We start from the raw sequence: 25,182 nt of genomic DNA, 5'->3' as shown, positions 1-25,182 counted from the left end.
AAGGTGGGCGTCCCCATCATCGCCGGAGGTTGCTCCGGGGACGCCATGCCAAGAATGGGATCCGGTGGCAGCAACTATGCATGACTTGCCGAAGTGCTCGCGGCCGCCCTGAGCAACAGGCGGCCGCAGCATAGCGATCGTCAGAATGCGACGACGATGTTGTCCTCGACACGACTGACGCCGGGCGCCGACCAGGCTGCGCGTTCTGCAATACCCCGTTCGTTCCAGGCCTTTACCCTGCCGCCGAGCCTGACCGTGTTACCTTCGGTGACGACAGTGACTGACGCGGCATCGAGATTGGCTTGGCGCTTGAACGCTTCTTTGATCCGCGCCTTTATGTCGGTTGCGGCGGGTGCCGGGCGCAAAGTCACGAGGTTGCTCACCCCTACGACGCCATTCACGCGACCGGCAACCTTGCGCGCTTCCTCGGCCTGGTAATGCGCATCGACGGTACCCGTCAGCGTCACCCAGCCATGCTCGACCTTCACGGCGATCTTGTCGTCGGGAACGAACACGTTCCAGTTGAACATGTCGACGATCCGCTTGGCGATCTCATGATCCGCCGTCTTGGGATCGGACGCGAAACGCACCCGGATCTCCTCGGCGATCGCAGTGACGCCGGCGACACGCCGCGCCGCCTTTTCGGCCGCCATTTTCTGAGGATAGCTTTTGACATAACCGGACAGGGTGACGACCCCATCGTTCACGGCAACGCCGATATCGGCATGATCGACACTGGGCTCCCACTCGAGCTCTGCGATGACATCATGCTGCACCTGACTGTCGGATTTCTTCATCTTGCATCTCCTTTCTTGATTGAACGCCGCCCCGCATGCGCGGAGACGGCCTCGCGACCGGCCAGACTGAGGACCGTCGGCAAGCTGATCGAAATGGTGGTTCCGCGGCCTCGACGACTGCGGACATGAAGCCGGCCATGTGCCGCTTCCGCGAAGTGGCGGACACGGCTGAGGCCTGTGCCATGAGCATCGCCCCGATCCGTACCCGTGCGTGCGGTTTCGCATTGCGGGGAGGACATCCCGGTGCCCGTGTCGGCAACGGTCAGCCAGCAGCGCGCGCTGGCGCGACGCGTCCGTATGACGATAGATTTTGCGCCGGCGGCTCGCGCATTCGCGACAAGCTCAAGCAACGTCGCGTCGAAATCATCGCCATTCGCCCGGACACGAAGCGACCCTTCGCACAGATCCAGATGTAGCGCTCCCGTCCTGCCCGCGGCCGCGTGCAGCAATGGTGCAAGGTCGCGTGCCTGTCGGTTGATATCGACGCGGCGAACGCCAGCTCGGCAGGACGGAGCGAGCAGGCTTGTCGTCAGCGCTCCGCCCTTAAGGGCAGCGTCCTCGATGGCCTCCAACAACGAGATGTCACTGCGACTGATGAGGTGCGGTTCAAGCAGATGCGTCGCCGACGCCACCACGCCAAACAGGTTGCGCAGATCGTGAATCGCCTCGCGCTGCCCCCGGCCAGGCATCAGCATGATGGGCGCCGCCACCAGCAAAGCCTCGATTCGGTTCATCTGCATGATTGCCTCCCAAAGGTTTCGCCAAGTCTTTTGGGGCCGCTCGCACCGCCAATGAATTGGGAGAATTCCGTAGGGGCTATTGAGATCGCGCCGCTCCGAAGAACACAGCGTGACCGTCATCGCTGGGCAAGCCCAGCGATTGGCGCGTCTCGCGCGCTTTCATCGGTCGGGAGAATGTGACGATGCGGGAGGGATCGGGCGACTGAAGTCAGGTTGGATAGCGTGTGCGTCAATCACCGTCCAAATCGCCCGCCTCGGCCGCACCAGGGGCAGCCGGAACATGACGCCGCGATCCAATGGTATCCTGGCCTATTCCGCAATGACCTCCGTTATGGCATCCCGGTGCGGGCGGTGGATCAGCGAGGCACACACTTGGCGTGCCGCTTCCTCCACCTGAAAAAGCTGCTCCGCAACGAATCTGGCCGCCAGGTCGGGGACAATATTATCGAAATGGAAATGCTGCGCCGACTCCATCGAGAACACCTGTTCGAGGTAATTGTCGTAGAGGTTGCGCAACGACGTCCACGCCGCATGCTCCTCGAGCCAGGCGCGACTGGTTCCGGATGATGTCAGGCTGACCAGCTTCTTGCCTGAAAGCAGCGGATGTGGAGCCGTGTCCCGAACGGCACGATATGAAACACCGGCACCAAATACCCGGTCGATATAGCCCTTGAGCATTGCCGGGGGACTGCCGAACCATATTGGATAAGCCAGTATGAAGACGTCCGCGCCGCCGATCAGGCCCAACTCGCGCGAGACGTCATGATGCAGCGTGACCGCGCCGTGCGTCGGAATCTCGTCGATCTTGAGCACGGGGTCGAAATCGATACGATAGAGATCGCGAATGACAACCTCATGCCCGATCGCGCGCACGGTCTTCGCATATCGTTCCGCCACGGATGTTGTAAAACTCTGCTCGTTGGGATGACTGACGATAATGGCGTGCTTGACCGATGGTGAGGACATGACGCTGCTCCCTCGATGATGCGCTCCATATATCGCTGTCGAGCACGGGGTGCTTTCAGGAACACTACTTAAGAACCGTCCGGCCGCCCTACGTAACCTTCCCAATGCCGGTCCTTCGGTTCCCACCCTATCGATCGAGCAACACTGGAAAGGCTTTCGCCATGCGGGAAACACTGTTTCGACTGAAGATAAGTGCTGTTCTGCTGATCGCGGTGTTCGCCGTTCCGGCGTTGGCGACATCAGGTCTGGTCGGCTGACGAGATTGTTGCGGCCGCGCGGGTCACAGTCGCGAATAGCCCGTCCGCACGCGCTACTGGATTAGAATAAAAGGAGGCGATTGTGACGGTGGTCCTTGTACATATTCACGACGACGACGGGCAGGACGCGCGACTGGACTGCGCGCTGGACCTAGCGAAGGCGTTCGATGCCCATCTGCTCTGCGTCCAGACCCTACCATATGAGAGCTACATCGCAATGGATTCGCTCGGCGGCATCTATTCGCTTCAGGATGTCAGAGATCGGCTGCAGGTGGACCTCGACAGGGAAAAGACGCGCCTCTCTGCGAAACTCGACGCAGCGCAGACGCAATACGAGTGGCGCCAGATCCAAGGCAACCCGGCTGACACGCTGATTGACCAGGCCCGGCTCGCGGACTGGGTGATCCTGAGCCGGCGGCTGCAGAGCAAACAGACCGGCGGCGAAAACCCGATTCTCATCGCCAGTCACGTCGCGATTCATTCACGTGCGCCGGTGATCGCCATCGGGCCAAAGGCAAGCGGCTTCCAAGTGCGTGATATCGCGGCAGTGGCCTGGAACGGCTCTCCCGAAGCAGCGAACGCTCTGAAGCTCGCCCTGCCGCTACTCTCCCGGGCACAATATGTGCACATTGTCGAGATTGGTCGAACTACCGATCGCATTTCCGCAGCCCAGGCCGCCACCTATCTGCTCAGACACGGTATCCAGGCGCAAATCTGTCGCCGTCCGGTCAAAAGCGGCGATGTCGCCCTGACGCTGTGCGAAGCGCTCGACGACCTGGGCGCCCGATACGTGGTGATGGGCGCCTATGGCCATTCCCGCTTCCGCGAGACCATGTTCGGAGGAATGACCCGAGATATGCTGGATTGCGCCACGGTCCCACTTGTCATGGCACATTGAGCGACAACCAAGCCTTAGGAAACCGGCCGTCAATTGATAGCGACAATCCATACGGGTCCTCGCCGTTGGAGCGAGCGGGAGGAATGTCGGCATACGCATGATTACGAATGTTGCGCGGCTGGCGGACACTGCAAACAACGCCATATTCCGAAGGAGTGAGATATGATCGACAGTGCAGACTGCACGGCGGTGTCAGAAACTGATCTGACGACGTTCAGCGGGTATCGCTTCCACGTCCGTCCGGCCGGTCCCGAAGATACGCATGCGCTTGAAGATTTTTTCGAGCATGTGGCCAGGGACGACCTGATGTTCCGTTTCCTGAGTGCTGTCCACCACGTGAGCCCGGAACAGATTGCGGCCATGACCGGCGGTGACCATATCCATCGCGAGACAATCCTGGCAATTGATCCCGACGAAGGGCTTCCGGTGGCCGCCGCCATGCTTGCCGCCGATCCCGCGGGAGATACCGCGGAGGTCGCAATCTCGGTGCGCACCGGATTCAAGAGGAAGGGCATCAGTTGGTGCCTATTGAAACACTGTGCACAGATCGGACGAACGCTCGGGATCAAACGCCTGTACTCGATCGAGGATCGGGCAAACTGGTCGGCGATCAGCCTGGAACGCGAAATGGGGTTTTCAGTGAAGCCTTGTCCCGGCGACGCGACCTTGGTGATTGTCGATGGCAGCGTCGACGACATCCTCCGTCTCTGAGACGGCCCGAGATTGGCGGTTATCGAACCGCTTGCCTTGTCATGGGCGGATCGGTCCATGCCCGCCTCCACGCCTGCATCCGACCGATCCGGCGACAGATCATCAGGAGCGCAGGAGATGGCTATGAATTCCACCGCGCCGCAAAGCATCTGCATCAGTGTCGGGCCCGATCAACTCGAAGGCTATCTCGACCTGCCTGAAGCGCCACGTGGCTTGGTCATTTTTGCGCAATCCTGCGGAAGCGGCCGCCACAACGCAATGAACAACCGGATGGCTTCACTTCTCTGGCGCCGGCGCTTCGCAACGCTGCTCGTGGATCTGATCGACTGGCCTGTTACGTCGAGCGACACTGCGCCCGATATGGCCGCATTGGCCCGCCGATTGGATCAGGTCACTGCATGGGTGCGCCTTTCCCCCCTGCTTCGTGATCTGCCGCGAGGATATTTTGCATCGGACGCAGGCGCCGGCGCAGCGATCAGAGTGGCCGCGACAGCTTTGGATATCGATGCAATGGTGATGCTCGACATCCCGGTCACCACGACGGTCGAGCAATTGAAGCTACTGAAATCGCCTACACTTTTCATCTCGACGGACAAGGCCCAGCATTGCCGCCTCTGCTCCAGCGAGGCAATCGCGGACATGAAAGCCACTCACGGCTTTGTGCTCATTGATGACGGCATAATTCGCACAGATGGGCAGATGGCGCTGCAAGAAATATCATGTTCCGCGATCGACTGGTTCGAGCAACATTTTCTCGTAGATCGGCCGATCGGGGCAAGCTGAAGACAATGCGCATGGGCATCATCGCTACGTGTTGCTGGGATATCCCCCGCCGCTGTGCCCAGGAGCGGGCACCAAATCTCCATCTCGCGCCATGACGCAAACTGCGGAGATTACCCGGATGCAAAACAAGCTCGGTTTTCGCGCTGCAATCGGTGCTTGCGCAGCATCGGTCGGATACGGCATCGCGCAAATTCTCCAGATATCCGGCTCGCTTCCGGCACCGCTTGATCGCTGGATGATCTTCGTGCCGTCGCTCATGCTCGCGCCGTTTTTTGTGCTCGCGGTCGCCGCAAGTGCTGCGGAGGCTCCCACGCCAGCACGCGCATTGCGCTATGGCGCGCTGGGCATGGCGATCGCCTATGCCGTACTTGTTTCCGCCCTTTATATCCTGCAGCTCGGCGTGGTCCTCCCGGGTGAGGCACGAGGTGCCACGCAGGGACTCGCCAGCTTCACTTGCTGCGATGCAGGGCGGCCGCTGACGGCGGTGGATTTGCTGGGGTACACATATATGAGCCTGGCCACATTGTTGCTGGGCACCAGCTATCGCCCGACGATATTGCGCTGGAGCTTGATCGCCAACGGCCTCCTCGCACCTGTCATCCTGCTGCAGCTGGCATGGCCTTCCCTCATCTTCTGGGCATCGCCCTGGCTGATCCTCTTTCCTCTTGCCATGGCAGCGCTGGCCCGCGAGTTCGCGCAACCCTGGGTCGACATATTGGAGATTCCCGAACCATGACCCACAGGATGGAGGCAATCGCGAAAGAGATTGTCCGGCTGCAGGCCGAGCTTGATCGTGAAATCGAAAACCGTCGCAGATCTTTCGGCCTCGTGCTGAAGGGACGCTTCGCCGAATTTGAGCACGGGCTGGTCGCCGAACATCGCAAGCTGAGAACCGGCGTGGCCCGGTTTATCCGGCGTTCCTCGCTTGGCGCTATTCTGACCGCGCCTGTCATCTATTCGATGATCATTCCGCTCGTGCTGATGGATCTGTGGACGAGTCTCTACCAGGCGATCTGCTTCCGGGCCTATGCCATACCGCGCGTGCGGCGTTCCGACTTCATCGCGCTGGATCGTGGCCGGCTCGCATATCTCAACTGGATCGAGGCGCTGAACTGCCTCTATTGCGGTTATGGCAATGGCGTGATCGCCTATGCGCGCGAGGTCGCAAGCCGTACCGAGCAATATTGGTGTCCCATCAAGCACGCGATCCGGATTTCCACGCCGCACGAACGCTATCTGTCCTTCCTCGAATATGGCGATGCCGAAGGGTATCGCGCGCGCCTTGCCTCGTTCCGCGCGGCGCTGCGCCAACCCGCCGACACGGAGCCCGGACCGATCCGGGACATTGCGTAAGGACCACGCCGCTCAATGCGCGAAGCCCCCCCGCGACAATGCCTGGCATCCGTATCATCCCGCATATCGCGCAATCCACGCCGTCAATAGCGTCACCCCGCAACCATGGAGGTGAGAATGAAGAACATCCTATTGCTTGTGCATGACGATGAAGGCCAGGAAGCACGCCTTCAGGCGGCTCTCGATCTTACCCGTGCGCTAGACGGGCATCTCACCTGTATCGATGTCGCGGCCATGCCCATGATCGTGGGGGACTATTACGGCGGCGCTGGAGAAGCGATGCTGATGGCCGAAGAACGCGAGCGCGAGGGCCGCAACAAGGCGACCCTCGAGGCGCGCCTCGCCCGCGAAGATGTCGCATGGAACTGGATCGACGCAACGGGCGTCATCGCTGACACGGTTCTGGAGGCAGCAACGCTCGCAGATCTCATCGTTCTCAATCGCAAGCTCGATGGATTCCCGCTGCCGGACATGCACAACATCGCAAGTCGCGTGCTGATGCAAGCACACAAACCAATCGTCGCCGTTCCGGACACGCTGCGACGCTTCGATTTACGGCGCGCGTTGGTCGCCTGGGACGGGAGCAAATCGGCCGCCGCGGCGATGCGCGCGTCGGTGCCGCTTCTGGCATTGGCCAATGAGGTCGAGATCTTCATGGTCCGCGATGGCGCCGAACAGGTCGAGCCCAATGAAGCAGCCGAATATCTCTCGCGGCACAACATCCATGCGAGCGTGCGGATCGTCGAAGACGGCCTCCACCCCGCGGACCGGCTGATCGCGGAAGAATGCATGCGCTGGCATGCCGACTTCTTGGTGATGGGTGCTTATGGCCATGGCCGGCTGATGGAGGCTTTCGGCGGCGTCACGAAACGGATGCTGAGCAAGAGCAAGCTGCCACTCGTCCTTGCACATTGAACGCGAGCCTGTTGAATGCGGCTGAATGGCGAATAGAAAGGGCGGCAGGCCAATGATAGCCATGCCGCCCTTTTCTGTACCTGAAGAAGCCGACAAACAGTTTTGACGGACTCTCATCCCTATTTGGCGATCACCATGCGCTTACGCACGCCAGATTGATGACGATGATGAGCGCGAGCGCCCCCGATCACTCAACAGTTGAGACCGTGAAGCCGAAAGGCAGCTCTCCACCCCGGGAGTCCCCTCAAATGACGACCAGCCTATCGCCCGACAGCCGCGCTTACCCGGCCGCGCCCTTCGATGTTTTGGACCAAATCCGTCGTGCGCACGTTCAGTTTCCCGTCGCTCCGAGTTCGAACAGGCTTTTCAGCCAACGCGCACGATGGTCCGCATCCGCCTCGACATTTCCGATGAACAGATGATCTATGGGGCTGATTCCGACGAACTTGAGAATGTTGCGCTCGAGGCTCTTGACGCTGTGGGCGCCGTAAAATGCGCGGTAGAAGAATGCCGGCATACCCATTGTCACGATGATCCGCGCCGAGCGCCCTTTGAGCAGCTTGTCCGGCAGCCTGCCCTTGCCCGGTGCGAACGCGAAGCCGGGTCGCATGACCTGCTCGAGAAAAGCCTTGAGCAGTGCGGGAACATCGCCGAGCCAGAGTGGATAGAGGATAACTATATGCTCGGCCCAGCGAAACGCCTCCTGTGCGTTGCGGATATCGTCCGGAACGACACTCGCTTCCCAGTCGGAACGTGTGCGGATCACCGGGAATTCGAGTTCGGCGAGTTTCAGATGGCGCAATTCATGACCGGCCGATGCCGCGCCATCGGCGTAACGCTCGGCGAGTGCGTGGACGAAGCGGCCCTTGTCTGAATCAGGATGACCGTCAACGATCAATATGCGCCTGCCGCTCATGACACGGTCTCGGGGGTCAGGGTACGGCGAACGACCCGCGTCGATGCATCGCGGGGGTCGGCGATGGAGACAAAGCCCATCTCGCGTTCCATCCGGAGCGCGGCGTCATGGTCGGCGCATTCGATTGCTTCGACCGCGCCAATGCCTTCCGCCTTCGCATAGCGAAGGACATGTTCGAACAGGGTCCAGCTTATGCCCATGCCCTTCATGTCCTCGCGGGTGGTGAGCGCGACCTCCGCGCTTGTCCGATCGGGGTCGGCGGCGAGCATGGCGGTGGCGAGAAGTGTCCGGCGTTCCGCGTCGAAGGCCAGGAAACTGATCGTCCGGCGATAATCTACCCGGGTCATCATCGCGAGCCGATCATGGCTGACTGTCCGGACGGCGCTCAGGAAGCGAAAGCGCAGATCGTCAGGCGAGACATGCCGGAAGAAATCCGCCAGCAATGGTTCGTCGTCGGGTCGGACGGGACGCACAAAGATCGACGTGCCCGATTGGGTGGCCAGTTCCGACGTCCATTGCATGGGCGCCGGTCGGATCGAAAGCTGTGAGCCGGTCACCGGCTCAGCCGTGATCCGCACGCGTGCATCGAGCGCGATCACGCCTTGCGCGTCGACGAGCAGGGGGTTGATATCGAGCTCGACGATATCCGGCAGCGCGACGCACATCGCCGACAGCGCGTCGAGCACAGCCGCGACCGCGTCGACATTGGCGGGTGGCTCGTTCCTGTAGCCGGCGAGCAGCTTTCCGATGCGTGTGCGCGCGATGAGCGAATGCGCCCGCGCATCATCGATCGGCGCCAGATCCAGGGCCTTGTCGGCGATAATCTCGACCGCGGTTCCACCAGCGCCGACCATGAGCAACGGACCGAAGGTTGCATCGGTCGCGATTCCGGCGATCAACTCGCGGGCATGCGGCCGAACCACCATTTCCTCGACCGCATAGCCGGCGATATGTGCATCGGGACGCTCGCGCACGATCCGCGCGGCCATCGCGCAGGCCGCCGCGACCGCCGCTTTTCGATCATGCAGGTCCAGCGCAACACCGCCGACATCCGATTTATGGGTGATGTCCGGCGAAACGATCTTCAAGGCATAGGGCGGCGTCAACCATCCGCAGCTCTCCTCGATCTGTTCGACCGTCGCGGCAAATCGGGTCGACACCGTGGGAATATTGAAAGACCGCAGCAGCGCTTTCGCCTCGATTTCCGACATGAATGTACGCTTCTCGGCGCGAAGCCGAGCGATAAGCCCCCTCGCAGCTACGATATCCGCCTCAGGCTCACGGGTCGCGACCGGTTCATCAGTCAGCGACAGCCTGGCCCGGCGTGCCGCGAGCAGATAGCCAAAGGCGCGCACGGCATCATCGGGCGTGGTATAAACCGGGATTGACGCGTCAGCCATCATCTGACGCACCGCCTCGGCATTGGCATCGCCAAGCCAGCAGGCGAGCACGGGTTTACCAATATTGTCGGCGCGCGCCGCACGAACTTCGTCGGTAACGGCCGACGCGATATCCAGGGTCTCGGCCGTGCCGGTCGGGCAGTTCATGATCAGGACCCCGTCATTACCCCCGTCGCGCAGCACGGCATGAACCGCATCACGATACCGTTGCGGCCCGGCATCTCCGATCAAATCGACGGGATTTCCGTGCGACCAGCCTGCGGGCAACGTGGCCTCGAGTGTCGCCAGCGTCGCGGGGGCCAGCGGTGCGAGCGCCGCGCCCGCCGATGCAAGCGCATCAACGGCAAGAATGCCGGCGCCGCCACCATTGGTGACAATGGCCAGCCGGTCGCCCTTGATCGCACGCCGGGCACAGAGAATTTCTGCCGCGTCGAACAATTCCGTCAGCGTATCGACCGAGACGATCCCGACACGATCGAAGGCCGCCAGATAAACGTCATGGGATCCGGCAAGCGCGCCCGTGTGCGACATCGCCGCCCTGGCCGCTGCCGGCGATCGCCCTGCCTTGATCGCAATGACCGGTTTGTCATGCGCCGCGGCGCGTGCCGCCGAGAGGAACTTGGCCGCGTCGGTAACGCCTTCGATATAAAGCAGGATCGCATCAGTCGCCGGATCGGTCGCAAACAGGTCGATCAGGTCGCCGACATCGACATCGGCCATGTCACCGGCCGAAACGATCCCCGAAAAGCCGATGTCGCGCATACTCGCCCAGTCCAATATGGCGGTCACCAGCGCGCCGCTTTGGGAGATGAGCGCAAGCCGTCCCGCTTTCGCCGGAGTCCGGGCGAATGTCGCGTCAAGCTTCGCATGCGGCGCCATCACCCCCAGGCAATTGGGGCCCACGATACGCAACCCATATGGCCGGGCGGCATCGAGCATCGCTTGGCGCAGCCCGTTCGCCTCGGTGATGCCCGCCGAGATCACGACCACGCAGCGCGTACCGATGGCACCGAGATCGGCAATGATGCCTGGTACGCTTGCCGCCGGCGTCATGACGATCGCAAGGTCGGGCGGCGCTGGAAGGCCGCTGACCGAGGGAGACCAGTCAATGCCCGCGCGCTCGACGCGATGCGGATTGACGACATGGATCGGCCCGTCGAATCCGGCGGCCAGGACATTGTCCAGCACGATCGCCCCCAGCGATCCGGAGCGGGCCGATGCGCCAATCAATGCAAGGCTGACGGGATGAACCAGCGCCGACAGGTTACGGATGGTCATGATGGGTCTCGCATTTGAGCGGCCGTGGTGCCGCCCGAACGACGATGCCCGAACGGGGCAGCAACAGACATCCGTAGATTCCCGGCCTCACCCCAATGAGTGCCGTCACGCCACGCACGATGGGCGCAACAGACGCTGTCAGACCAATAAGGCAAACTGCTAGCAGACGGGAATGGCTATCCAGGACAGAGCCACCCAGTCCGTCCATTGCGTCCTAGGCTGCCAGCTTCAAAGACCGAAGACCGCGAATTGGAGAGCGGTTCGCGTTAGGCTGGCAGCACCGCCAGCCAGTCATGCCCATTTTCGAAATCGCCCTCGAATGGGCGGAGAATGGCGCAGTTCCGCGCGATTGCGCGCCCGAATCCGTAGCGCGGAGAGGCCGGAAGCGGCCCAAATCAGGCTCCTCCCGGCGGTTTTCTCCGCAGGCTCACTGGCCGCTACGGAATCGCCTCCGAAGGCGTGAGCCGGCATTGTCACGTTAATTGGCGAGGGCCGAGTTCGACCGGTGAACCGACAATTCATGCAATAGCAGTCGACGCGGCGAGCCATTCCGCCATGGCGGCTGATCGAAAATCGTGCATGGTCGAGCGGGATGTCAGATGGCGCTGGATGGCGAAGGTGTTGTAGATCGCGGAGTGGGTTGAGGTGAAACGCTGAGCTTGGCCCTGCGATTTGAATCTCTGCATTTTTCGCTCTCGTCTCCGGACTGGCAGGCTTGAATTCTCAGCGCGATTGTTTTCCCGCAGTCGACCCGGCCGGTGCCGGCGCTTCGTCGCCCCATACCAGGCCAGCCCATCGGTCACGATCTCGTCCGGCGCCTGGCCCTGGCGCTTCAGCAGTTTTCTCACAAATTTCAACGCAGTGACCTCGTTGCGCCGCCGCTGGACCAGAACGTCGAGCACCTCTGCTTCCTTGTCGACCGCTCCCCACATGAACATGCGCTCACCCTTGATCCGCGCCACCACCTCATCGAGATGCCACACATTGTCCGTCCGTTCACGAGTAAGGCGAATATTGGCGACAATCGCCGGACCAAACTTGCTGGCCTAGCAGCGAACGGTCACGTAGCTGACGTCGATGCCGCGCTCGGCAAGGAGATCCTCGACGCCGCGCAAGCTTGTGGTGAACCGGGTCGTCCCCGCCGAAAAGCGGTGCCGCTTATACGATATAGGTCACATCGGCTGTCTCATGGTGGAGACTGGTTAGCATTAGACTGGCAGCACCCCCGATTTTCGTGCAGTTCCGCGGGTATTTCATTTGGTTCAGTGCTCACCTATTCGCAATCGGCCGATCCGGCATCGCCGTACTCCGCGGATCAGACCCGCGCCTTCTCCCGCAAGGAACTGCGCCGCTATCTCTTCTCCAACGCCGAGATCGCGACCAATGCGATCGGAAAGCCGCTGGTGATCAGCGAGTGAGTTCGCCGTCCACCAGTCGCGGTAGCCCGAGCGGATTGCCGTCGCGGATCGCCTCCGGGAGCAGCGCGTCGGGTAGATCCTGGTAGCAGACGGGGCGCAGGAAGCGCTCGATCGCGGCGCTTCCGACCGAGGTGCTTCGCGGATCGGAGGCGGCGGGGAAAGGGCCGCCATGGACCATGGCGTGCGCCACCTCCACCCCGGTCGGCCAGCCATTGGCGAGGATCCGGCCGGCCTTGCGCTCCAGGATCGGGAGCAAGGGGCGCGCCAGTTCGGCGTCGCCCTCGCCCAGATGGAGCGTCGCGGTCAGTTGTCCCTCCAGCGCGCGCAGCACCCGCGCGATCTGGTCGAGGTCGCGCGCGCGGACCACGAGCGAGGCCGCGCCGAACACTTCATGGACCAGTTCCGGATTGGCGATGACCGCATCGGCGTCGGCGGTGAACAAAGCGGCCTGGCCACGATTGCAGCCGTCCGCAGCGAGGCCGCGTGCCGCCAGCGCCGCGCCGGCGCTCAGCGTCTCGACGCCTTTCTCGAAAGCGACATGGATCGCCCGGGTGAGCATCACCTGCGGCCGAGCCTCGGCGAGCGTCGCCGATGCCGCCGCGACGAAGCGGTCGAGGTCCGCACCTTCCACCCCGAACACCAGCCCGGGATTGGTGCAGAACTGCCCCGAGCCCATGGTCAGCGATCCGACGAACGCCGTGCCCAGCGCCTCCGCCCGCTCGGCCAGCGCGCCGGGCATCAGGAGCACGGGATTGACGCTGGACATCTCGGCATAGACCGGAATCGGCTCGGGCCGCGCCCGTGCGATGGCGATCAGCGCGAGACCGCCGACGCGCGATCCGGTGAAGCCCACCGCCTTGATCGCCGGATGCCGCACCAGCGCCGCGCCGAGATCATTGTCCGGCCCCTGCACGATAGAGAAGACCCCGCGCGGCAAGCCGCATGCGGCCACCGCCGCATCGATCGCCCCGGCCACCAGCAGCGACGCGCCCGGATGCGCGGGATGCGCCTTGACCACCACGGGGCAGCCCGCCGCCAGCGCCGCCGTGGTGTCGCCGCCTGCCACAGAGAAGGCGAGCGGAAAGTTGGACGCGCCGAACACCGCCACCGGGCCCACCGCAATGCGGCGCTGCCGCAGGTCGCTGCGCGGTAGTGGTTGGCGCGCGGGCTGTGGGCTGTCGATCACCACGCCCGCCCAGCGCCCGGCGCGCAGCACCTGCGCGAACAGGCGAAGTTGCCCGGCGGTGCGGCCGCGCTCACCCTCCAACCGCGCACGGGGCAGACCGGTTTCCTGCATGGCCCGCTCGATCAGCGGTTCACCGGTCGCCTCGATGTGCGAGGCGATGGCTTCGAGGAAATCGGCGCGCGCTTGGGGGGTGGTTTCGCGGAACGCGTCGAATGCGGCATCCGCGGCGGCGCAGGCGCGATCTACGTCGCCGGGGCCGCTGATGTGAAAGTCACCGTCGATCGCCACACCCATCGCGGGGTCTTGCCCCTGAAATGTCCGGTCCGTGTCGATCCGCTCGCCCGCGATCAGAAAGCGTCCGTCCATCTCGTTCTCCAGCCTTGCTTGCCAGCGCCCTGACAAATCCGGCTGGTCAAAGCCAGCCCAGTAATATTGGTGCGATGAATGAGATGACCTATCTCTTTCAGTCCCTGCTTCATCGACCAAGCACCAGAAGGGCTGATGCTTGGCCCCAGCTTTACTGCGTTGCCTCATGCGCGCGCCGTCACTCATTAAATGGGAAAGGGAAAATCCTGGACAGGGAGACACATCATGACGGTGAACAGGCGCGAACTCATGCAGGCGGGCGGAGCGATGGCGGCGCTCGCATGGGCGGCTCCGGCGCTGGGCAAGCTCTCCGACATCGAGCCGCTGCTGAAGGACGCCGAGGCTCTCTATCGGGAATCGATGATCATCGACATGTTGTGCGACGAGAGTCGCGACGCCGAAGGCCTCGCGCAGATCAAGCAGAGCGGCCTGACCACGATGAGCACCACGCTCGGCGTGCGCCGTCCGGAAAACCCGCGCGGGAGCTATATGATGAACGGCTTCACGCTGGATAACGGCGTGTCCGACTGCGTCGCGTGGGACAAGTTCATCAGGGAGAACAGCGCGTTCCTTGCCCCGGCGCGCTCGGCCGCCGACATCCGCCGCGCCAAGGCGGAGGGCAAGACCTCGGTCATGTTCAATTTCCAGAACGCGCCGATCGATGGCGAGCTGGATAACATCAACATGTTCCATGGCCTCGGCATCCGCGCGATGCAGGTCACCTATAACGAGCGCAACCTGCTCGGCGACGGATCGACCGAGCGCACCAACGCGGGCCTCAGCGATTTCGGCATCGCCGCGGTGCATCGGATGAACGAGGTCGGCATCCTGGTCGATTCCTCGCATTCGGGGCCGCAGACCACGATGGACGCCATCACCTTTTCGAAGCGCCCGCCGATCATCTCGCACTCCAACGCCGGCGCACTCAACGAGCATCCGCGGACCAAGTCCGACGAGATCATCCGCGCGCTCGCCAAGAAGGGGGGCGTGATGGGGCTGACTACGGTGAACACCATGGTGAAGCGTGAATTCCCGGTGACCGCCGAGCACTGGCTCGACCATGTCGATCATCTGGTGAAGCTCGTCGGCATCGATCATGTCGGCTTCGGCACGGACACGCTGATCCGCGGCTGGTCGACCGATCCCAAGCTGAAGGACGAATTCCTCAAGGCCTATGGCGAGCCGCACTTCAAATCGAGCTACCGCTTCCGCTATCCGTTCGGCACCGAAGGCATGAACGACGCGAAGAAGTGGCACTTCGCCACCGCCGGTCTGATGAAGCGCGGTTACAAGACCGCCGATATCCAGAAGGTATTGGGCGGCAACTGGCTGCGCATCATTTCCGACGTCGTCGGCTAAGGGCGTGAACTGCCGGGAACTGGTGTCCGCCGCGTCGGCCGTCTCGCTGGGCCGGCGGCCGTCATCATCGGGCCAACTCCATCAGCCGCGCCCGTCCTTCCGCGAACCGCGCGCGCAATCTGGCGGTCGGTTCGCCGTCATAGCCCTGCTTCAACCGGGCGTCCGCGACGTCCATCCAGCGCAGCAGATCGTTCGCTGCCGCCCTTGAGGCCGCGGGATCGCGGCTGCCGCGTTCGCCCAACCAGATCGGGGCGCTGTGCGCGAACTGATAACTGTCCTGCGCGGGCCAAGCGGGTGCACCGCCGCGGATGCGCGCAGCGATCCAGCCGCCTGCGGGGACGTCGATCTCGCCCGCATAGCGCCCGATACCCTCCAGCGCGCCATAGCTTTTGACGATGCGGCCATTGACCAGCACTTCGACATGATCGGCGGGCGACGCGGTGAAGGCGTCGATCGTGAAGGGGATGCGCCGGCCGCCCGGAATCGCCGCGCCCGGCCCGGCATCGCCCGCGATGAAGTCGATCATCGGCCCGTTGGTCACGAAGCTTCTGCCCGCGCACACCGCGTCGAGGAAACTCGCCATACCCAGCGGTCCCTTGGGCTTCGCATAGACTCGCGTCGAGCCCACCGCCATGGTGCGGTGGAGATTGTGCATGGTGTCGCTGCCGCCGGCCGGCGCGATGGTCAGGCCGAGATTGAGCAGCCTGTACCAGAGTTCGGAAGTGCCCAGCTCGTCGGTCCAGAGGCAAGCCAGTTCGATCGCATCGACCTCGCCCGCCAGCGCATCGGGCACCAGTTCGAGAGGGATGCCCGTCGGCAGGCCGCCCTGGGGGAAGGGGTCGCGCACGATCACCGGATGGACATAGATGTTCATGCCGCCATGCGCCCTTGCGAAGCGCAGTGGCGAGCTGTTGGCTAGGTCCAGCCGATCATAGGCGGCGGGATAGCCCGGCCCGAAGAAGAACGGCGTATGCGGCGCATCGGTGCCGATCACGCCGATATGTCCCAGAAAATGCGAGCGCACCTCTTGCGAGAATTTCACCAACGGCCGCTCGGTCCGCTGCCAGCCCCAGAAGCGGACATCGGTGAGCGCGGTCTGGAGATTGGCGAGCATGGGCGTCGATACGTCCAGCGCTTCGGCGCGCATCGCCGAGACGAGATCGTCCGGTTCGAGCTGGAACGGCCCGCCATAGTTCAGATGACTATGGAGATCGCCGCTGAACCAGCCGCGCGCCGTCGCGTCGAAGGCGGGCTTCGGCAGGTCGATGTCGATCACCGCAGTTTCGCCCGCGCGAAGCTTGCGGCGCGTGACGACCGGAACGTCCAGCCCGTGGCTCGCGGTGATCGCGATCTCGCCCGCGGGCAGCTCGACCGTGGTAGCGCCCGGCGAATAGAAGAAGATACGGCCATGCTGGCCGTCGAATGTCGTATTGCCGGTATCGGGCGCGGCAGGATGGCCCGCGCCGTCAACCACCGCGAGACGGGCGGGCAAGGCGGAGCCGTCGCGACGGGTGCGGATCGTGACCCGCGCGGTCGGTGCGCCCATGGTCCAGTAAAGCGGCGTCACCTCTTCCGCCGGACCGCCGGTGACCGCCACGCGATACAGCCTGAAACGTTCCTCGCGATCGGGCTGGACATACCAGATGCCGTCGCGGCCCCAGGCGGGTGTGACAGGATAGGTGGCATCGATCGCCAGTCGCAGCGTCTCGCCGCCGCTCGCGTTGGAGACGAGCAGCTGGGTGCGGTCGTCGCCCGCCAGCGGCGTCAGCGCGAAGCTGCGGCCATCGGGGCTGGCCGAGATGCGCAGCTGCGGCGACAGCCCCTCGCGACGCAGGACTTTTGTGCTGCCGTCCGCAAAGGACAGCATCTCCACCGTATCGGACAGCAAAGTCGGTTCGGAGACATAGACGAGCCCGCCGGTGACCGGCTGAGAATTGATCTCCTGCCCCTTGGCGGTGGTCAGCCGTGTCTTCGCGCCAGAGGCGAGATCGATCCGCCAGATGTCGAGATCGCCAGCCTCGGCCGAACTATAATAGACGCTCTTGCCGTCGAGAGAGAAGACCGGGTCCAGCTCGATCGTTGACGTATCGACGAGGACGCGCTCGCGCCCGTTCGCCACGTCGAGCAGCCACAGGCCGGTGTCGCGGCCGCTGTCACGCATGAACGCGATGGTCTGGCCGTCGGGCGACCATGTGGGCCGTGCGTCGATGGACGCGCCGCGGGTGACTCTGCGCGCCTCGCGCGTGGCGATGTCCATGATCCACAGCCAGCCGCGCGCTGCGAACGCCACACTCTTGCCGTCGGGCGAGGGCGCGGGATCGGTCGGCGAGATGGCGAAGGTCGGAAGATTATAGCCTTCGAGATAGACCTGTACCGGCAGGGTCGGGACCCTGGGGTAGCGGTTGATCCATTCGGCCGACGCCGATTGCGATACCGCCAGCGCGCAAACGGACATCATGATCGAACGACGCGTATTCCACTCCCGCGACCGCATTACGCCGGACGATCATTATTCGCGCTGAGCGCGCTGCGCGTGCGGCTATAGAGCACATAGAAAGCGATGCCCGCCACATTCCAGATCGCGAAGCGCGTCAGCGTGTGGGTGGGCAGGCTGATCAGCAGATAGATACAGCCGAGCGTCGCCAGCGTGCCGATCAGATAGGGCTGCGGGCAGCGGAACACGCGCGGCAGATCCGGCGCGCGACGGCGGAGTACCATCATGCACACCGCCACGGCGATGAACGCCACCAGCGTGCCGGCATTGGCGAGTTCGGCGATCTCGTCCAACCGGAAGAAGCCCGCCACCACTGCCACGAACACGCCGGTCACCGCGGTGATCGTGGTCGGCGCGCCCGAGCGCGGCGACACGCGGCTGAGGAAGCGTGGCAGCAGCCCGTCGCGCGCCATCACGAAGAAGATGCGGCTCTGGCCATACATCATGACGAGGATCACCGAGGGCAGCGCGATCAGCGCCGCCAGCCCAATCGCCCAGGCGGCGAAGGGATGCTCCAGCGAACGCAGCACGAACGCCAGCGGCTCTGCCGACGCGCCCAGCTCGAGATAGTTCACCGCGCCGATCGCGCTGACCGCAACAAACATGTAGATCAGCGTGCAGACCGCCATCGATCCGAGGATTCCGATGGTCAGATCGCGCCCCGGATTGCGCGTTTCCTCGGCAGAGGTCGCCACCGCGTCGAACCCGTAAAAGGCGAAAAACACGATCGCTGCAGCCGCCATCACGCCGCGCGTCTTGCCATCGATTACTTCGCTTCCGAAGCCATAGGGCATGAAGGGGGTGAATTTGTCCGCATCGAACGCGGGCATGGCCAGGACGACGAACGCTGTCAGCGCGGTGAGCTTGATCCCCACCAGAATGATATTGAACGTCGCGCTCTCGCGCGTGCCGGCGATCAGCATGCCAGCGATCGCCAGCGCCACCAGCACCGCGGGCAGATTGACGATGCCCCCGGCATGCGGCCCCGCCAGGATTTCGGGCGGGAGGTGCATCCCCAGCGACTGCATCCAGCCGACAAGATAGCCCGACCAGCCGACCGCGACGGTCGAGCAGGCGAGCGAATATTCGAGGATCAGGCTCCAGCCCACGATCCAGGCCAGCGTCTCGCCGAGCACGGAATAGGTATAGGTGTAAGCGCCGCCCGATGTCGGCATCAGCGTCGCCATCTCGGCATAGGCGAGCGCGGCGCAGGCGCACACGATGCCCGCCACAGCGAAGGCCAGGATGACCGCCGGTCCCGCGCGCTCCGCGCCGACGCCGGTGAGCGTATAGATGCCGGTGCCCACGATCGCACCGACGCCGAGGCCGACCAGATGCGGCCAGCTCAGCGTCTTGCGCAGTCCGTTCGCGCCGCCGCCAGCGGTCTCGATCGGCTTGCGCGGCCCCAGCCAATGTCCTGCCACGCGACGCTCCCCTTGTCCGATAGACCATGGCGCTCGGGCGCCACGACTCCGTCGAACCGTATACGAAATACGAAATACGACAAGTCGAAATTACCGGCATCTGAAATTGTCGGCTGTGCTCGGCGAATCAGCCCTTGCCGCCCTGGGAAAGCTGTCCGCGCAGATCGACGATCGTCTTCTTGATGTGTGCGTGCATCAGCTTCGCGACCGCCTTGTCACCGGCCAGCCACAGTTTCAGGATCTCGTCATGCTCGCTGTTGGCGCGCTCATCGCGGCCCAACGGTTCGAGATGCTTGCGCACATAGCGCTCGCTCAGCACATGCAGCCGCTCGAGCAGGATCGTGGTGATCGCTTGGCCCGAGGGGCGGATCAGCGCGAGGTGGAACGCCCGGTTGAACGCCCCGACGCCGTCGCCATGCGCGTTGGTCACGTGATCGAGCGCGGCATGCGTCGCGATCGCATGCTGCCGGTCTTCGTCGGTCGCGCGCTTGGCCGCCAGCGCGACCGTGTCCGGTTCCAGCTTCAGGCGGAGCGCATAGACCTCCTCGGCTTCGCTCGCGTCGAGCGAGCGGACGAAATAGCCCCGGTTGATCTGGTTGCGGACCAGCCCTTCCTGTTCGAGCCGGGTCAGCGCCTCACGCAGCGGGATCTTGCTGACACCGAGTTCGGCGGCGAGCGCGTCCTGCCGGATCGGCTGTTCGGGCGGAACCGAGCCGTTCAATATCCGGTCGCGGACGAGATCGACGAGCTGGTCGGAGAGATTGCGAATGATGAGGCCGTTCATATTTGAACCGTATACCATATATTTGCTCCTTGCGAGCGCGCTCACCCGAAGCGGGTCACGTCAAAGGGCGACAGATCGAACGGGGCGGATTCGTTGCCAATCATCGCGCCCACCGCCTCGCCGGTGACCGCCGCCAGGGTCAGGCCCAGATGCTGATGGCCGAACGCATAGGCGATCGCGGGCCGGCCGCGGAGGCGGCCGATCGCCGGAAGATAATCGGGCAAAGTGGGGCGCGCGCCCATCCATTCGCGCGCAGCATTGCCCAGGCCGAGTCCCAGCGCCCCCGCATGCGTGCGCAGCCGCGACCATTTGCGGCGGTCGGGCGGATCATCGCCGCGCGCGAACTCGACGAAGCTTGCGGCGCGCAAGCCATGCGCGAAGCGGGTGACGATCATCGAGCGGTCCTCGAACACGACCGGTGGCATGCCGGTCGGCCATTCGGTCGCGGCGCTCTCGATATGATAACCGCGCTCGGAGATCAGCGGGGCGGAAACGCCCAGCGGCGTCAGCAGCGCGGCAGAGGCCGCACCCGCGGCGACCAGCGCCAGGTCCGCGATCAGTTCGCCGCCATCGTCGAGCGTGACCTTTGCGTCCATATGCCCCGACACCCGCACGGCGCGGCCCATGCGCCGCTCGCCGCCCAGGGCACGGAAGCAGGCCTGGAGCGCCTCGCCCAGCGCCGCCGGATCGGTGATCTGGCCGGTGTCGCGAAAGCGCAGCGCCCCCATGATCCGGGGGCGGATCAGACGCTGTAATTCGGCGAGTTCGTCCGCCGGCACGTCTTCGAGCCGCGCGGTGCCGATATCCGTCGATCGCCAATGCGCTCGCCCCGCTTCCGCGCTGGCGGCGCTTTCCCACAGCACCAGATGCCCGTCGGTGCGCAACAGGCCGGGATGGCCCGCATCCGCAACCAGTCGCTCCCAGGCGGGCAGGGCGTGGGCGAGCGCCGCGCCGAGCGCCTTTTTCCCGTGCGCGAACCGCATCGGCGTGCTCGCGCGGAGCAGCTTCAGCGCGAAGGGCAGCCATGTCGCCACGGCGCCGGGCGGCAGCGAAAGCGCACCGCCCCGGATGAACAGGCGCTTGTGAAAGTTACGGACTGCGGCGGGCGAGGCGAGCGGCTCGACCTGCTCGGTCGCGATATGCCCGGCATTGCCCCAGGATGCGCTGCGCCACGGTTCGTCGGGTGCGACGATCCTCGTCCGGATGCCGCGCCGCTGCAATGCGATTGCACAGGCGAGCCCGACGACGCCGTTGCCGATCACGATCGCCGTGGCGGGCGCTCCGCTCAAACGACCGTGAATCCGGCCCAGAAAGGATCTTCGCGGTCGATCCATATCGTGTTGAAGCCGGTGGCGATCGCCGATCCCTCGATCGATGGGATGATTCCGTCCACATCGCCCACCTTCGCTGCCGCCTCGACCCGGCCGATGAAGCGGCTGCCGATATAGCTTTCGTGGACGAAGCGATCGCCCACGGCCAGCCTGCCGGTCGCGGCGAGATGCGCCAGCCGCGCCGAGGTGCCGGTGCCGCAGGGGCTCCGGTCGATCGCGCGCTCGCCGTAGAATACCGCGTTGCGCCCGTCCGCCCCCTCGCCTTTCGGCTTGTCCGCCCACAGCACATGGCTGACGCCGCGGATGCTCGAGTCCCCCGGGTGCACCGGTTCATAGATCTCGCGCACCATCGCGCGGATGACGCGGCTCAATTCGATGATCCGCGCCGCGCCGAGATCGTCCAGCCCGGTATAACTGCCCTGCGGCTCGATGATCGCGTAGAAATTGCCGCCATAGGAGACGTCGATGGCCAGCGGCCCGAAGCCCGGCACGTCGATTTCGATGCCGCGCTGCGCGACATAGGCGGGCACGTTGCGGATTTTCACCGAACGCACCCGGTCGCCCTCTTGCTCGTAGACGATCTCGATCGTCCCGGCGGGCACCTCCACCGTCAGCCGCCCCGGTTCACGCGGCTGGATCAGGCCGTTTTCCAGCCCGAACGTAATCATGCCGATCGTGCCATGGCCGCACATCGGCAGGCAGCCGCTCGTCTCGATGAACAGGATCGCCGCATCCGCATCGCCGCAGGGCGGATAGAGAAAGCCGCCCGACATCATGTCGTGCCCGCGCGGCTCGAAGCACAGGCCGGTGCGGATCCAGTCGAAGCGGGCGAGGAAATCCTGCCGCCGCTCTGCCATGGAGGAACCGCGCAGCAGCGGTGCCCCGCCCGCCACCAGGCGGACGGGGTTTCCGGCGGTATGCCCATCGATGCAGAAGAAGCTGTGTCGCATCAGGCGGCAACGGCCTCCCGGAGCATGGGCCGGGTGCGCGCGGCTTCCTCGACCATCGCGATCACCTCGGCGCGGCGCTCGCCCGCCAGCGGCAGGCGGGGCAGGCGCACCCGCTCCGATCCGCGTCCCATGATCTCCTCGGCGAGCTTGATCGACTGGACCAGGTCATGCTCGGCGTCGAGGTGCAGCAGCGGCATGAACCAGCGGTAGATCTTGCGCGCTTCCTCGATATCGCCGCGATAGAAGGCGGCGACCAGCGCAACCGATTCCTGCGGGAAGGCGCTGGTGAGGCCGGAGACCCAGCCCGATGCGCCGAGCATCAGCCCCTCCAGCGCGACATCGTCGAGACCGGCCATCACCGAATAGCGGTCACCATAACGGTTGAGCAGATCGGTGAAGCGGCGCGTATCCGGCGCGCTTTCCTTGACCGCCACGATATTCTGTACCGATTCGAGCGCGTCGAGCGTCGCAATGTCGACGCTCACACGATAGGCTGGCGGATTGTTGTAGAGCATGATCGGCAATGCCGTGGCCTCCGCAACGGTGCGGAAGTGCATGACCAGCTCGGCACCGGTCGGCACATAGACCATCGCCGGCAGCACCATCAGCGCATCGAGACCGATCGCCTCGGCTTCCTTCGCATAGGCGGCGGCGCGGCGGGTGGTGAACTCCGAGACGCCCGCGACCAGCGGCACCCGGCCGCCGACCGCCTCGACGCCGGCGCGCAGCACGGCGCGCTTCTCGTCGGAGTCGAGCGAGTTGTTCTCGCCGCAGGTACCGAGCAGGATCAATCCGTCGACTCCGTCATCGACCAGCGCGGTCAACACGCGCTGGGTCGCATCGAGATCGATCGACCCGTCCTCGGAAAACTGGGTCGTCGCGGCAGGATAAACGCCCGTCCACAATGCATTTTGAGCCGCCACTGAAAATCTCCTTCGAACCAGATCCTATGGAATATTCGTCCGAGTGCGAGCGGGAGTTTCTCTCCGGCTGCGATCTTGACTCCGTCCTTCAACGCAGTATCGTGTTTAGTATACGATATAAGAATGATCAATCCCGTTCACGCCGAGTTGATGCAGTCCGTTTCGCATCAGGGTTCGCGGGAAAGGGAAACGGCGGAAATGTCCGCCGCATCCGGAATTGGAGAATGGATGACCAGAGACCGTCTTGCACGATCGGAATCCGCAGCCGCATGGTGGGCTGCGGATTCGCGTGCGCGGGGATCGTCAATTCTTCGCGGGCGTGTCCATATGGTGGCCCAGCGTGTCCATCGCCGCGGCGATGATCAGGTCGCGCCATTCTTTCTGGAGGCCCATCGCCCCCGCAAGACGGGCACTGAAGTTCGCACCAGACAGCCCCGTGAACGCGCGCGTCATTCGCCCCATGTCCGGATCGGTCAGGTCGATTCCCAGCACCACCAGAAGATCGAGTCCCAGCTTTGTCAGGCGCGGGTTTTCGCCGAGGCGTTCGCGCGACAGATAATGGCCGAACTCGGCCATGCCCGGCCATTGATAGGCGAAGTCGACTGCGCCTTCGATGAGTTCGCGGTCTCTGGCGATGCCCGGCGCGAACGTCCGGGCATGGTCGAGCCGGTCGCTGGTCTGCATCTCGTGCTTCGCCATCACCGCGTCGAAGAGCGCCTGCTTGCTGGGATAGTGATGAAGCAGCCCGGCCTTCGAATATTTCAGCGCGTCAGCGATCTGCTGGATCGATGTGCGCGCGAAGCCGTGCCGGGCGAACAGTCCCGCCGCGCAATCGATGATCTCGTCGTCAATCTCGGATTTGGTCTGTCTCGGCATCGCCGTCCGCCTTGCCATCGAACGGACCAGCGGCAGACAAATTTCTTGCACCAGTCCATATTGGTCGGTAACTGACCACATTGGTCGGTAATTCGATTGGCGCATCGGTGCGCCCCGGTCAACCCGCCAGAACGGTTTTTTTGAGGAGATGAGCCTTGTTGCAGCTTAATGGTGTCGAGCACGTCTACCCCAATGGGACGCGCGCGCTCGACGGCGTCACGATTTCGATCGGAAAGGGCATGTTCGGGCTGCTGGGGCCGAACGGCGCCGGCAAGTCGTCGCTGATGCGTACGATCGCCACGCTGCAGACGCCGACCGCGGGCTCGATTCGATTCGGCGACATCGATGTGCTGGCGGAGCCGACCCGGTTGCGCTCGACGCTCGGCTATCTGCCGCAGGACTTTGGCGTCTATCCGCGCGTATCGGCCTATGACCTGCTCGATCACATGGTGTCGCTGAAGGGCATCACCTCCAAGGCCGACCGCAAGGCGACCGTCGAAACGCTGCTCAACCAGACCAATCTCTGGAGCCACCGCAACAAGGCAGTCGCAGGCTATTCGGGCGGCATGCGCCAGCGCTTCGGCATTGCCCAGGCCCTGATCGGCAACCCCGAACTGATCATCGTGGACGAGCCCACCGCGGGCCTCGACCCCGAGGAGCGCAACCGCTTCTACAATCTGCTCGTCGAGATCGGCGAGAGTGTCGTCGTCATCCTCTCGACCCATATCGTCGAGGACGTCGCCGATCTCTGCCCCAGCATGGCCGTGCTCGCCGCCGGCCGCATCCAGCTTCAGGGTGCGCCGGCCGACCTGATCCAGCGCAGCCGCGGCACCGTGTGGGCCAAGACGATCGCGCGCGATCAGCTCGACGAAGTAAAGGGCAAATATGAGGTGATCTCCACCCGGCTGCTTTCCGGCAGTACGATCGTCCATATTCTGTCTGACCAGGATCCCGGCAACGGCTTCACCCAGGCCGAGGGCGGTCTCGAGGACGTCTATCTCTCGACGCTGGTCCGATCGCGCCGCGCCGCCGCGCAACCCGCCGCATAAAGGAACGC

At 64.0% G+C, this 25,182-nt stretch carries 22 protein-coding genes and 1 pseudogene; 9 read left to right on the top strand and 14 right to left on the bottom strand.

Going from position 1 to position 25,182, the window contains the following annotated elements:
* Positions 1-140: 140 nt before the first annotated feature.
* The 3 genes from AC3WN8_RS07990 to AC3WN8_RS07980 all read right to left on the bottom strand — a co-directional run bounded on the left by AC3WN8_RS07990 (position 141) and on the right by AC3WN8_RS07980 (position 2,503).
* A complete protein-coding gene (locus AC3WN8_RS07990; RefSeq protein ID WP_492668873.1) occupies positions 141-797 on the bottom strand; it encodes a BON domain-containing protein in 657 nt (218 codons plus the stop codon).
* Positions 794-1,537 (bottom strand): ATP-binding protein, encoded by a 744-nt coding sequence (locus AC3WN8_RS07985; RefSeq protein ID WP_492668872.1) that lies wholly within the window; start codon positions 1,535-1,537, stop codon positions 794-796. The genes AC3WN8_RS07990 and AC3WN8_RS07985 overlap by 4 nt, the downstream gene beginning before the upstream one ends.
* A 309-nt stretch (positions 1,538-1,846) precedes the next feature.
* A complete protein-coding gene (locus tag AC3WN8_RS07980; RefSeq protein ID WP_492668871.1) occupies positions 1,847-2,503 on the bottom strand; it encodes an NAD(P)H-dependent oxidoreductase in 657 nt (218 codons plus the stop codon).
* A 339-nt stretch (positions 2,504-2,842) separates the two neighbouring features.
* On the opposite strand from AC3WN8_RS07980, the gene AC3WN8_RS07975 reads away from it, so the two are divergent.
* From AC3WN8_RS07975 to AC3WN8_RS07950, 6 genes are all read left to right on the top strand, one after another.
* Complete coding sequence (locus AC3WN8_RS07975; RefSeq protein WP_492668870.1) at positions 2,843-3,658, top strand: universal stress protein; 816 nt, start codon at positions 2,843-2,845, stop codon at positions 3,656-3,658.
* Positions 3,659-3,820: 162 nt separating this feature from the next.
* On the top strand, positions 3,821-4,369 hold the full coding sequence (locus tag AC3WN8_RS07970) for a GNAT family N-acetyltransferase (protein ID WP_492668869.1): 549 nt from the start codon (positions 3,821-3,823) through the stop codon (positions 4,367-4,369).
* Positions 4,370-4,492: 123 nt separating this feature from the next.
* Positions 4,493-5,152, top strand: a complete 660-nt coding sequence (locus AC3WN8_RS07965; protein ID WP_492668868.1) for a hypothetical protein — start codon at positions 4,493-4,495, stop codon at positions 5,150-5,152.
* Between the two features lie 118 nt (positions 5,153-5,270).
* On the top strand, positions 5,271-5,888 hold the full coding sequence (locus tag AC3WN8_RS07960; RefSeq protein WP_492668867.1) for a hypothetical protein: 618 nt from the start codon (positions 5,271-5,273) through the stop codon (positions 5,886-5,888).
* The gene (locus tag AC3WN8_RS07955; RefSeq protein ID WP_492668995.1) at positions 5,885-6,505 is read left to right on the top strand and encodes a hypothetical protein; all 621 of its coding nucleotides are present in this window, start codon (positions 5,885-5,887) and stop codon (positions 6,503-6,505) included. The genes AC3WN8_RS07960 and AC3WN8_RS07955 overlap by 4 nt, the downstream gene beginning before the upstream one ends.
* 105 nt (positions 6,506-6,610) lie before the next feature.
* On the top strand, positions 6,611-7,420 hold the full coding sequence (locus AC3WN8_RS07950) for a universal stress protein (RefSeq protein WP_492668866.1): 810 nt from the start codon (positions 6,611-6,613) through the stop codon (positions 7,418-7,420).
* 331 nt (positions 7,421-7,751) lie between these two features.
* Here the strand turns inward: AC3WN8_RS07950 and AC3WN8_RS07945 are convergent, their stop codons facing one another.
* From AC3WN8_RS07945 to AC3WN8_RS07935, 3 genes and pseudogenes are all read right to left on the bottom strand, one after another.
* Positions 7,752-8,336 (bottom strand): NAD(P)H-dependent oxidoreductase, encoded by a 585-nt coding sequence (locus tag AC3WN8_RS07945; protein WP_492668865.1) that lies wholly within the window; start codon positions 8,334-8,336, stop codon positions 7,752-7,754.
* Positions 8,333-11,014, bottom strand: coding sequence for a bifunctional acetate--CoA ligase family protein/GNAT family N-acetyltransferase (locus AC3WN8_RS07940; RefSeq protein WP_492668864.1), 2,682 nt, complete (start codon positions 11,012-11,014; stop codon positions 8,333-8,335). The genes AC3WN8_RS07945 and AC3WN8_RS07940 overlap by 4 nt, the downstream gene beginning before the upstream one ends.
* 518 nt (positions 11,015-11,532) lie before the next feature.
* Positions 11,533-12,183 (bottom strand): annotated as a pseudogene (locus AC3WN8_RS07935) (IS6 family transposase).
* 96 nt (positions 12,184-12,279) lie between these two features.
* Here AC3WN8_RS07935 and AC3WN8_RS07930 point away from each other — a divergent pair.
* The gene (locus AC3WN8_RS07930; protein WP_492668863.1) at positions 12,280-12,432 is read left to right on the top strand and encodes a penicillin acylase family protein; all 153 of its coding nucleotides are present in this window, start codon (positions 12,280-12,282) and stop codon (positions 12,430-12,432) included.
* Here the strand turns inward: AC3WN8_RS07930 and AC3WN8_RS07925 are convergent.
* Entirely contained in the window at positions 12,422-13,984 is a 1,563-nt protein-coding gene (locus tag AC3WN8_RS07925) for an aldehyde dehydrogenase (NADP(+)) (RefSeq protein WP_492668862.1), read from the bottom strand. The two genes, AC3WN8_RS07930 and AC3WN8_RS07925, sit on opposite strands and share 11 nt — an antisense overlap.
* 225 nt (positions 13,985-14,209) lie before the next feature.
* On the opposite strand from AC3WN8_RS07925, the gene AC3WN8_RS07920 reads away from it, so the two are divergent.
* Positions 14,210-15,343 carry a dipeptidase gene (locus AC3WN8_RS07920; RefSeq protein WP_492668861.1) on the top strand — a complete coding sequence of 378 codons (1,134 nt, stop codon included), beginning with the start codon at positions 14,210-14,212 and terminating at the stop codon, positions 15,341-15,343.
* Between the two features lie 64 nt (positions 15,344-15,407).
* Here the strand turns inward: AC3WN8_RS07920 and AC3WN8_RS07915 are convergent, their stop codons facing one another.
* The 7 genes from AC3WN8_RS07915 to AC3WN8_RS07885 all read right to left on the bottom strand — a co-directional run bounded on the left by AC3WN8_RS07915 (position 15,408) and on the right by AC3WN8_RS07885 (position 24,125).
* Positions 15,408-17,801, bottom strand: coding sequence for a CehA/McbA family metallohydrolase (locus tag AC3WN8_RS07915; protein ID WP_492668860.1), 2,394 nt, complete (start codon positions 17,799-17,801; stop codon positions 15,408-15,410).
* Between the two features lie 35 nt (positions 17,802-17,836).
* Positions 17,837-19,261 (bottom strand): amino acid permease, encoded by a 1,425-nt coding sequence (locus AC3WN8_RS07910; RefSeq protein WP_492668859.1) that lies wholly within the window; start codon positions 19,259-19,261, stop codon positions 17,837-17,839.
* A 127-nt stretch (positions 19,262-19,388) separates the two neighbouring features.
* Entirely contained in the window at positions 19,389-20,063 is a 675-nt protein-coding gene (locus AC3WN8_RS07905; protein WP_492668858.1) for a GntR family transcriptional regulator, read from the bottom strand.
* Between the two features lie 23 nt (positions 20,064-20,086).
* Positions 20,087-21,334: an NAD(P)/FAD-dependent oxidoreductase gene (locus tag AC3WN8_RS07900; protein ID WP_492668857.1), complete on the bottom strand. Its 1,248-nt coding sequence runs from the start codon at positions 21,332-21,334 to the stop codon at positions 20,087-20,089.
* Positions 21,331-22,326, bottom strand: a complete 996-nt coding sequence (locus AC3WN8_RS07895; protein ID WP_492668856.1) for a 4-hydroxyproline epimerase — start codon at positions 22,324-22,326, stop codon at positions 21,331-21,333. The genes AC3WN8_RS07900 and AC3WN8_RS07895 overlap by 4 nt, the downstream gene beginning before the upstream one ends.
* A complete protein-coding gene (locus AC3WN8_RS07890) occupies positions 22,326-23,249 on the bottom strand; it encodes a dihydrodipicolinate synthase family protein (protein ID WP_492668855.1) in 924 nt (307 codons plus the stop codon). Before AC3WN8_RS07890 ends, AC3WN8_RS07895 begins: the two co-directional genes overlap by 1 nt.
* Positions 23,250-23,552: 303 nt before the next feature.
* Entirely contained in the window at positions 23,553-24,125 is a 573-nt protein-coding gene (locus tag AC3WN8_RS07885; protein ID WP_492668854.1) for a TetR/AcrR family transcriptional regulator, read from the bottom strand.
* Positions 24,126-24,280: 155 nt separating this feature from the next.
* Between AC3WN8_RS07885 and AC3WN8_RS07880 the strand changes: the two genes are divergently transcribed.
* Positions 24,281-25,174 carry an ABC transporter ATP-binding protein gene (locus AC3WN8_RS07880; RefSeq protein ID WP_492668853.1) on the top strand — a complete coding sequence of 298 codons (894 nt, stop codon included), beginning with the start codon at positions 24,281-24,283 and terminating at the stop codon, positions 25,172-25,174.
* Positions 25,175-25,182: the final 8 nt, after the last annotated feature.

This window comes from Sphingobium sp. FW305-3-2-15-F-TSA7, from assembly GCF_058787155.1.
Note: the sequence above shows the minus strand (reverse complement) of the source record. Positions and strands in the feature narration are given on the sequence as shown.

Excerpts from the sequence above, each read along its gene's own strand:
- AC3WN8_RS07990 (WP_492668873.1), bottom strand. The coding sequence starts at position 797 with ATGAAGAAATCCGACAGTCAGGTGCAGCATGATGTCATCGCAGAGCTC.
- AC3WN8_RS07985 (WP_492668872.1), bottom strand. The coding sequence starts at position 1,537 with ATGCAGATGAACCGAATCGAGGCTTTGCTGGTGGCGGCGCCCATCATG.
- AC3WN8_RS07980 (WP_492668871.1), bottom strand. The coding sequence starts at position 2,503 with ATGTCCTCACCATCGGTCAAGCACGCCATTATCGTCAGTCATCCCAAC.
- AC3WN8_RS07970 (WP_492668869.1), top strand. The coding sequence starts at position 3,821 with ATGATCGACAGTGCAGACTGCACGGCGGTGTCAGAAACTGATCTGACG.
- AC3WN8_RS07965 (WP_492668868.1), top strand. The coding sequence starts at position 4,493 with ATGAATTCCACCGCGCCGCAAAGCATCTGCATCAGTGTCGGGCCCGAT.
- AC3WN8_RS07960 (WP_492668867.1), top strand. The coding sequence starts at position 5,271 with ATGCAAAACAAGCTCGGTTTTCGCGCTGCAATCGGTGCTTGCGCAGCA.
- AC3WN8_RS07955 (WP_492668995.1), top strand. The coding sequence starts at position 5,885 with ATGACCCACAGGATGGAGGCAATCGCGAAAGAGATTGTCCGGCTGCAG.
- AC3WN8_RS07950 (WP_492668866.1), top strand. The coding sequence starts at position 6,611 with ATGGAGGTGAGAATGAAGAACATCCTATTGCTTGTGCATGACGATGAA.
- AC3WN8_RS07945 (WP_492668865.1), bottom strand. The coding sequence starts at position 8,336 with ATGAGCGGCAGGCGCATATTGATCGTTGACGGTCATCCTGATTCAGAC.
- AC3WN8_RS07940 (WP_492668864.1), bottom strand. The coding sequence starts at position 11,014 with ATGACCATCCGTAACCTGTCGGCGCTGGTTCATCCCGTCAGCCTTGCA.
- AC3WN8_RS07925 (WP_492668862.1), bottom strand. The coding sequence starts at position 13,984 with ATGGACGGACGCTTTCTGATCGCGGGCGAGCGGATCGACACGGACCGG.
- AC3WN8_RS07920 (WP_492668861.1), top strand. The coding sequence starts at position 14,210 with ATGACGGTGAACAGGCGCGAACTCATGCAGGCGGGCGGAGCGATGGCG.
- AC3WN8_RS07915 (WP_492668860.1), bottom strand. The coding sequence starts at position 17,801 with ATGATGTCCGTTTGCGCGCTGGCGGTATCGCAATCGGCGTCGGCCGAA.
- AC3WN8_RS07905 (WP_492668858.1), bottom strand. The coding sequence starts at position 20,063 with ATGGTATACGGTTCAAATATGAACGGCCTCATCATTCGCAATCTCTCC.
- AC3WN8_RS07895 (WP_492668856.1), bottom strand. The coding sequence starts at position 22,326 with ATGCGACACAGCTTCTTCTGCATCGATGGGCATACCGCCGGAAACCCC.
- AC3WN8_RS07885 (WP_492668854.1), bottom strand. The coding sequence starts at position 24,125 with ATGCCGAGACAGACCAAATCCGAGATTGACGACGAGATCATCGATTGC.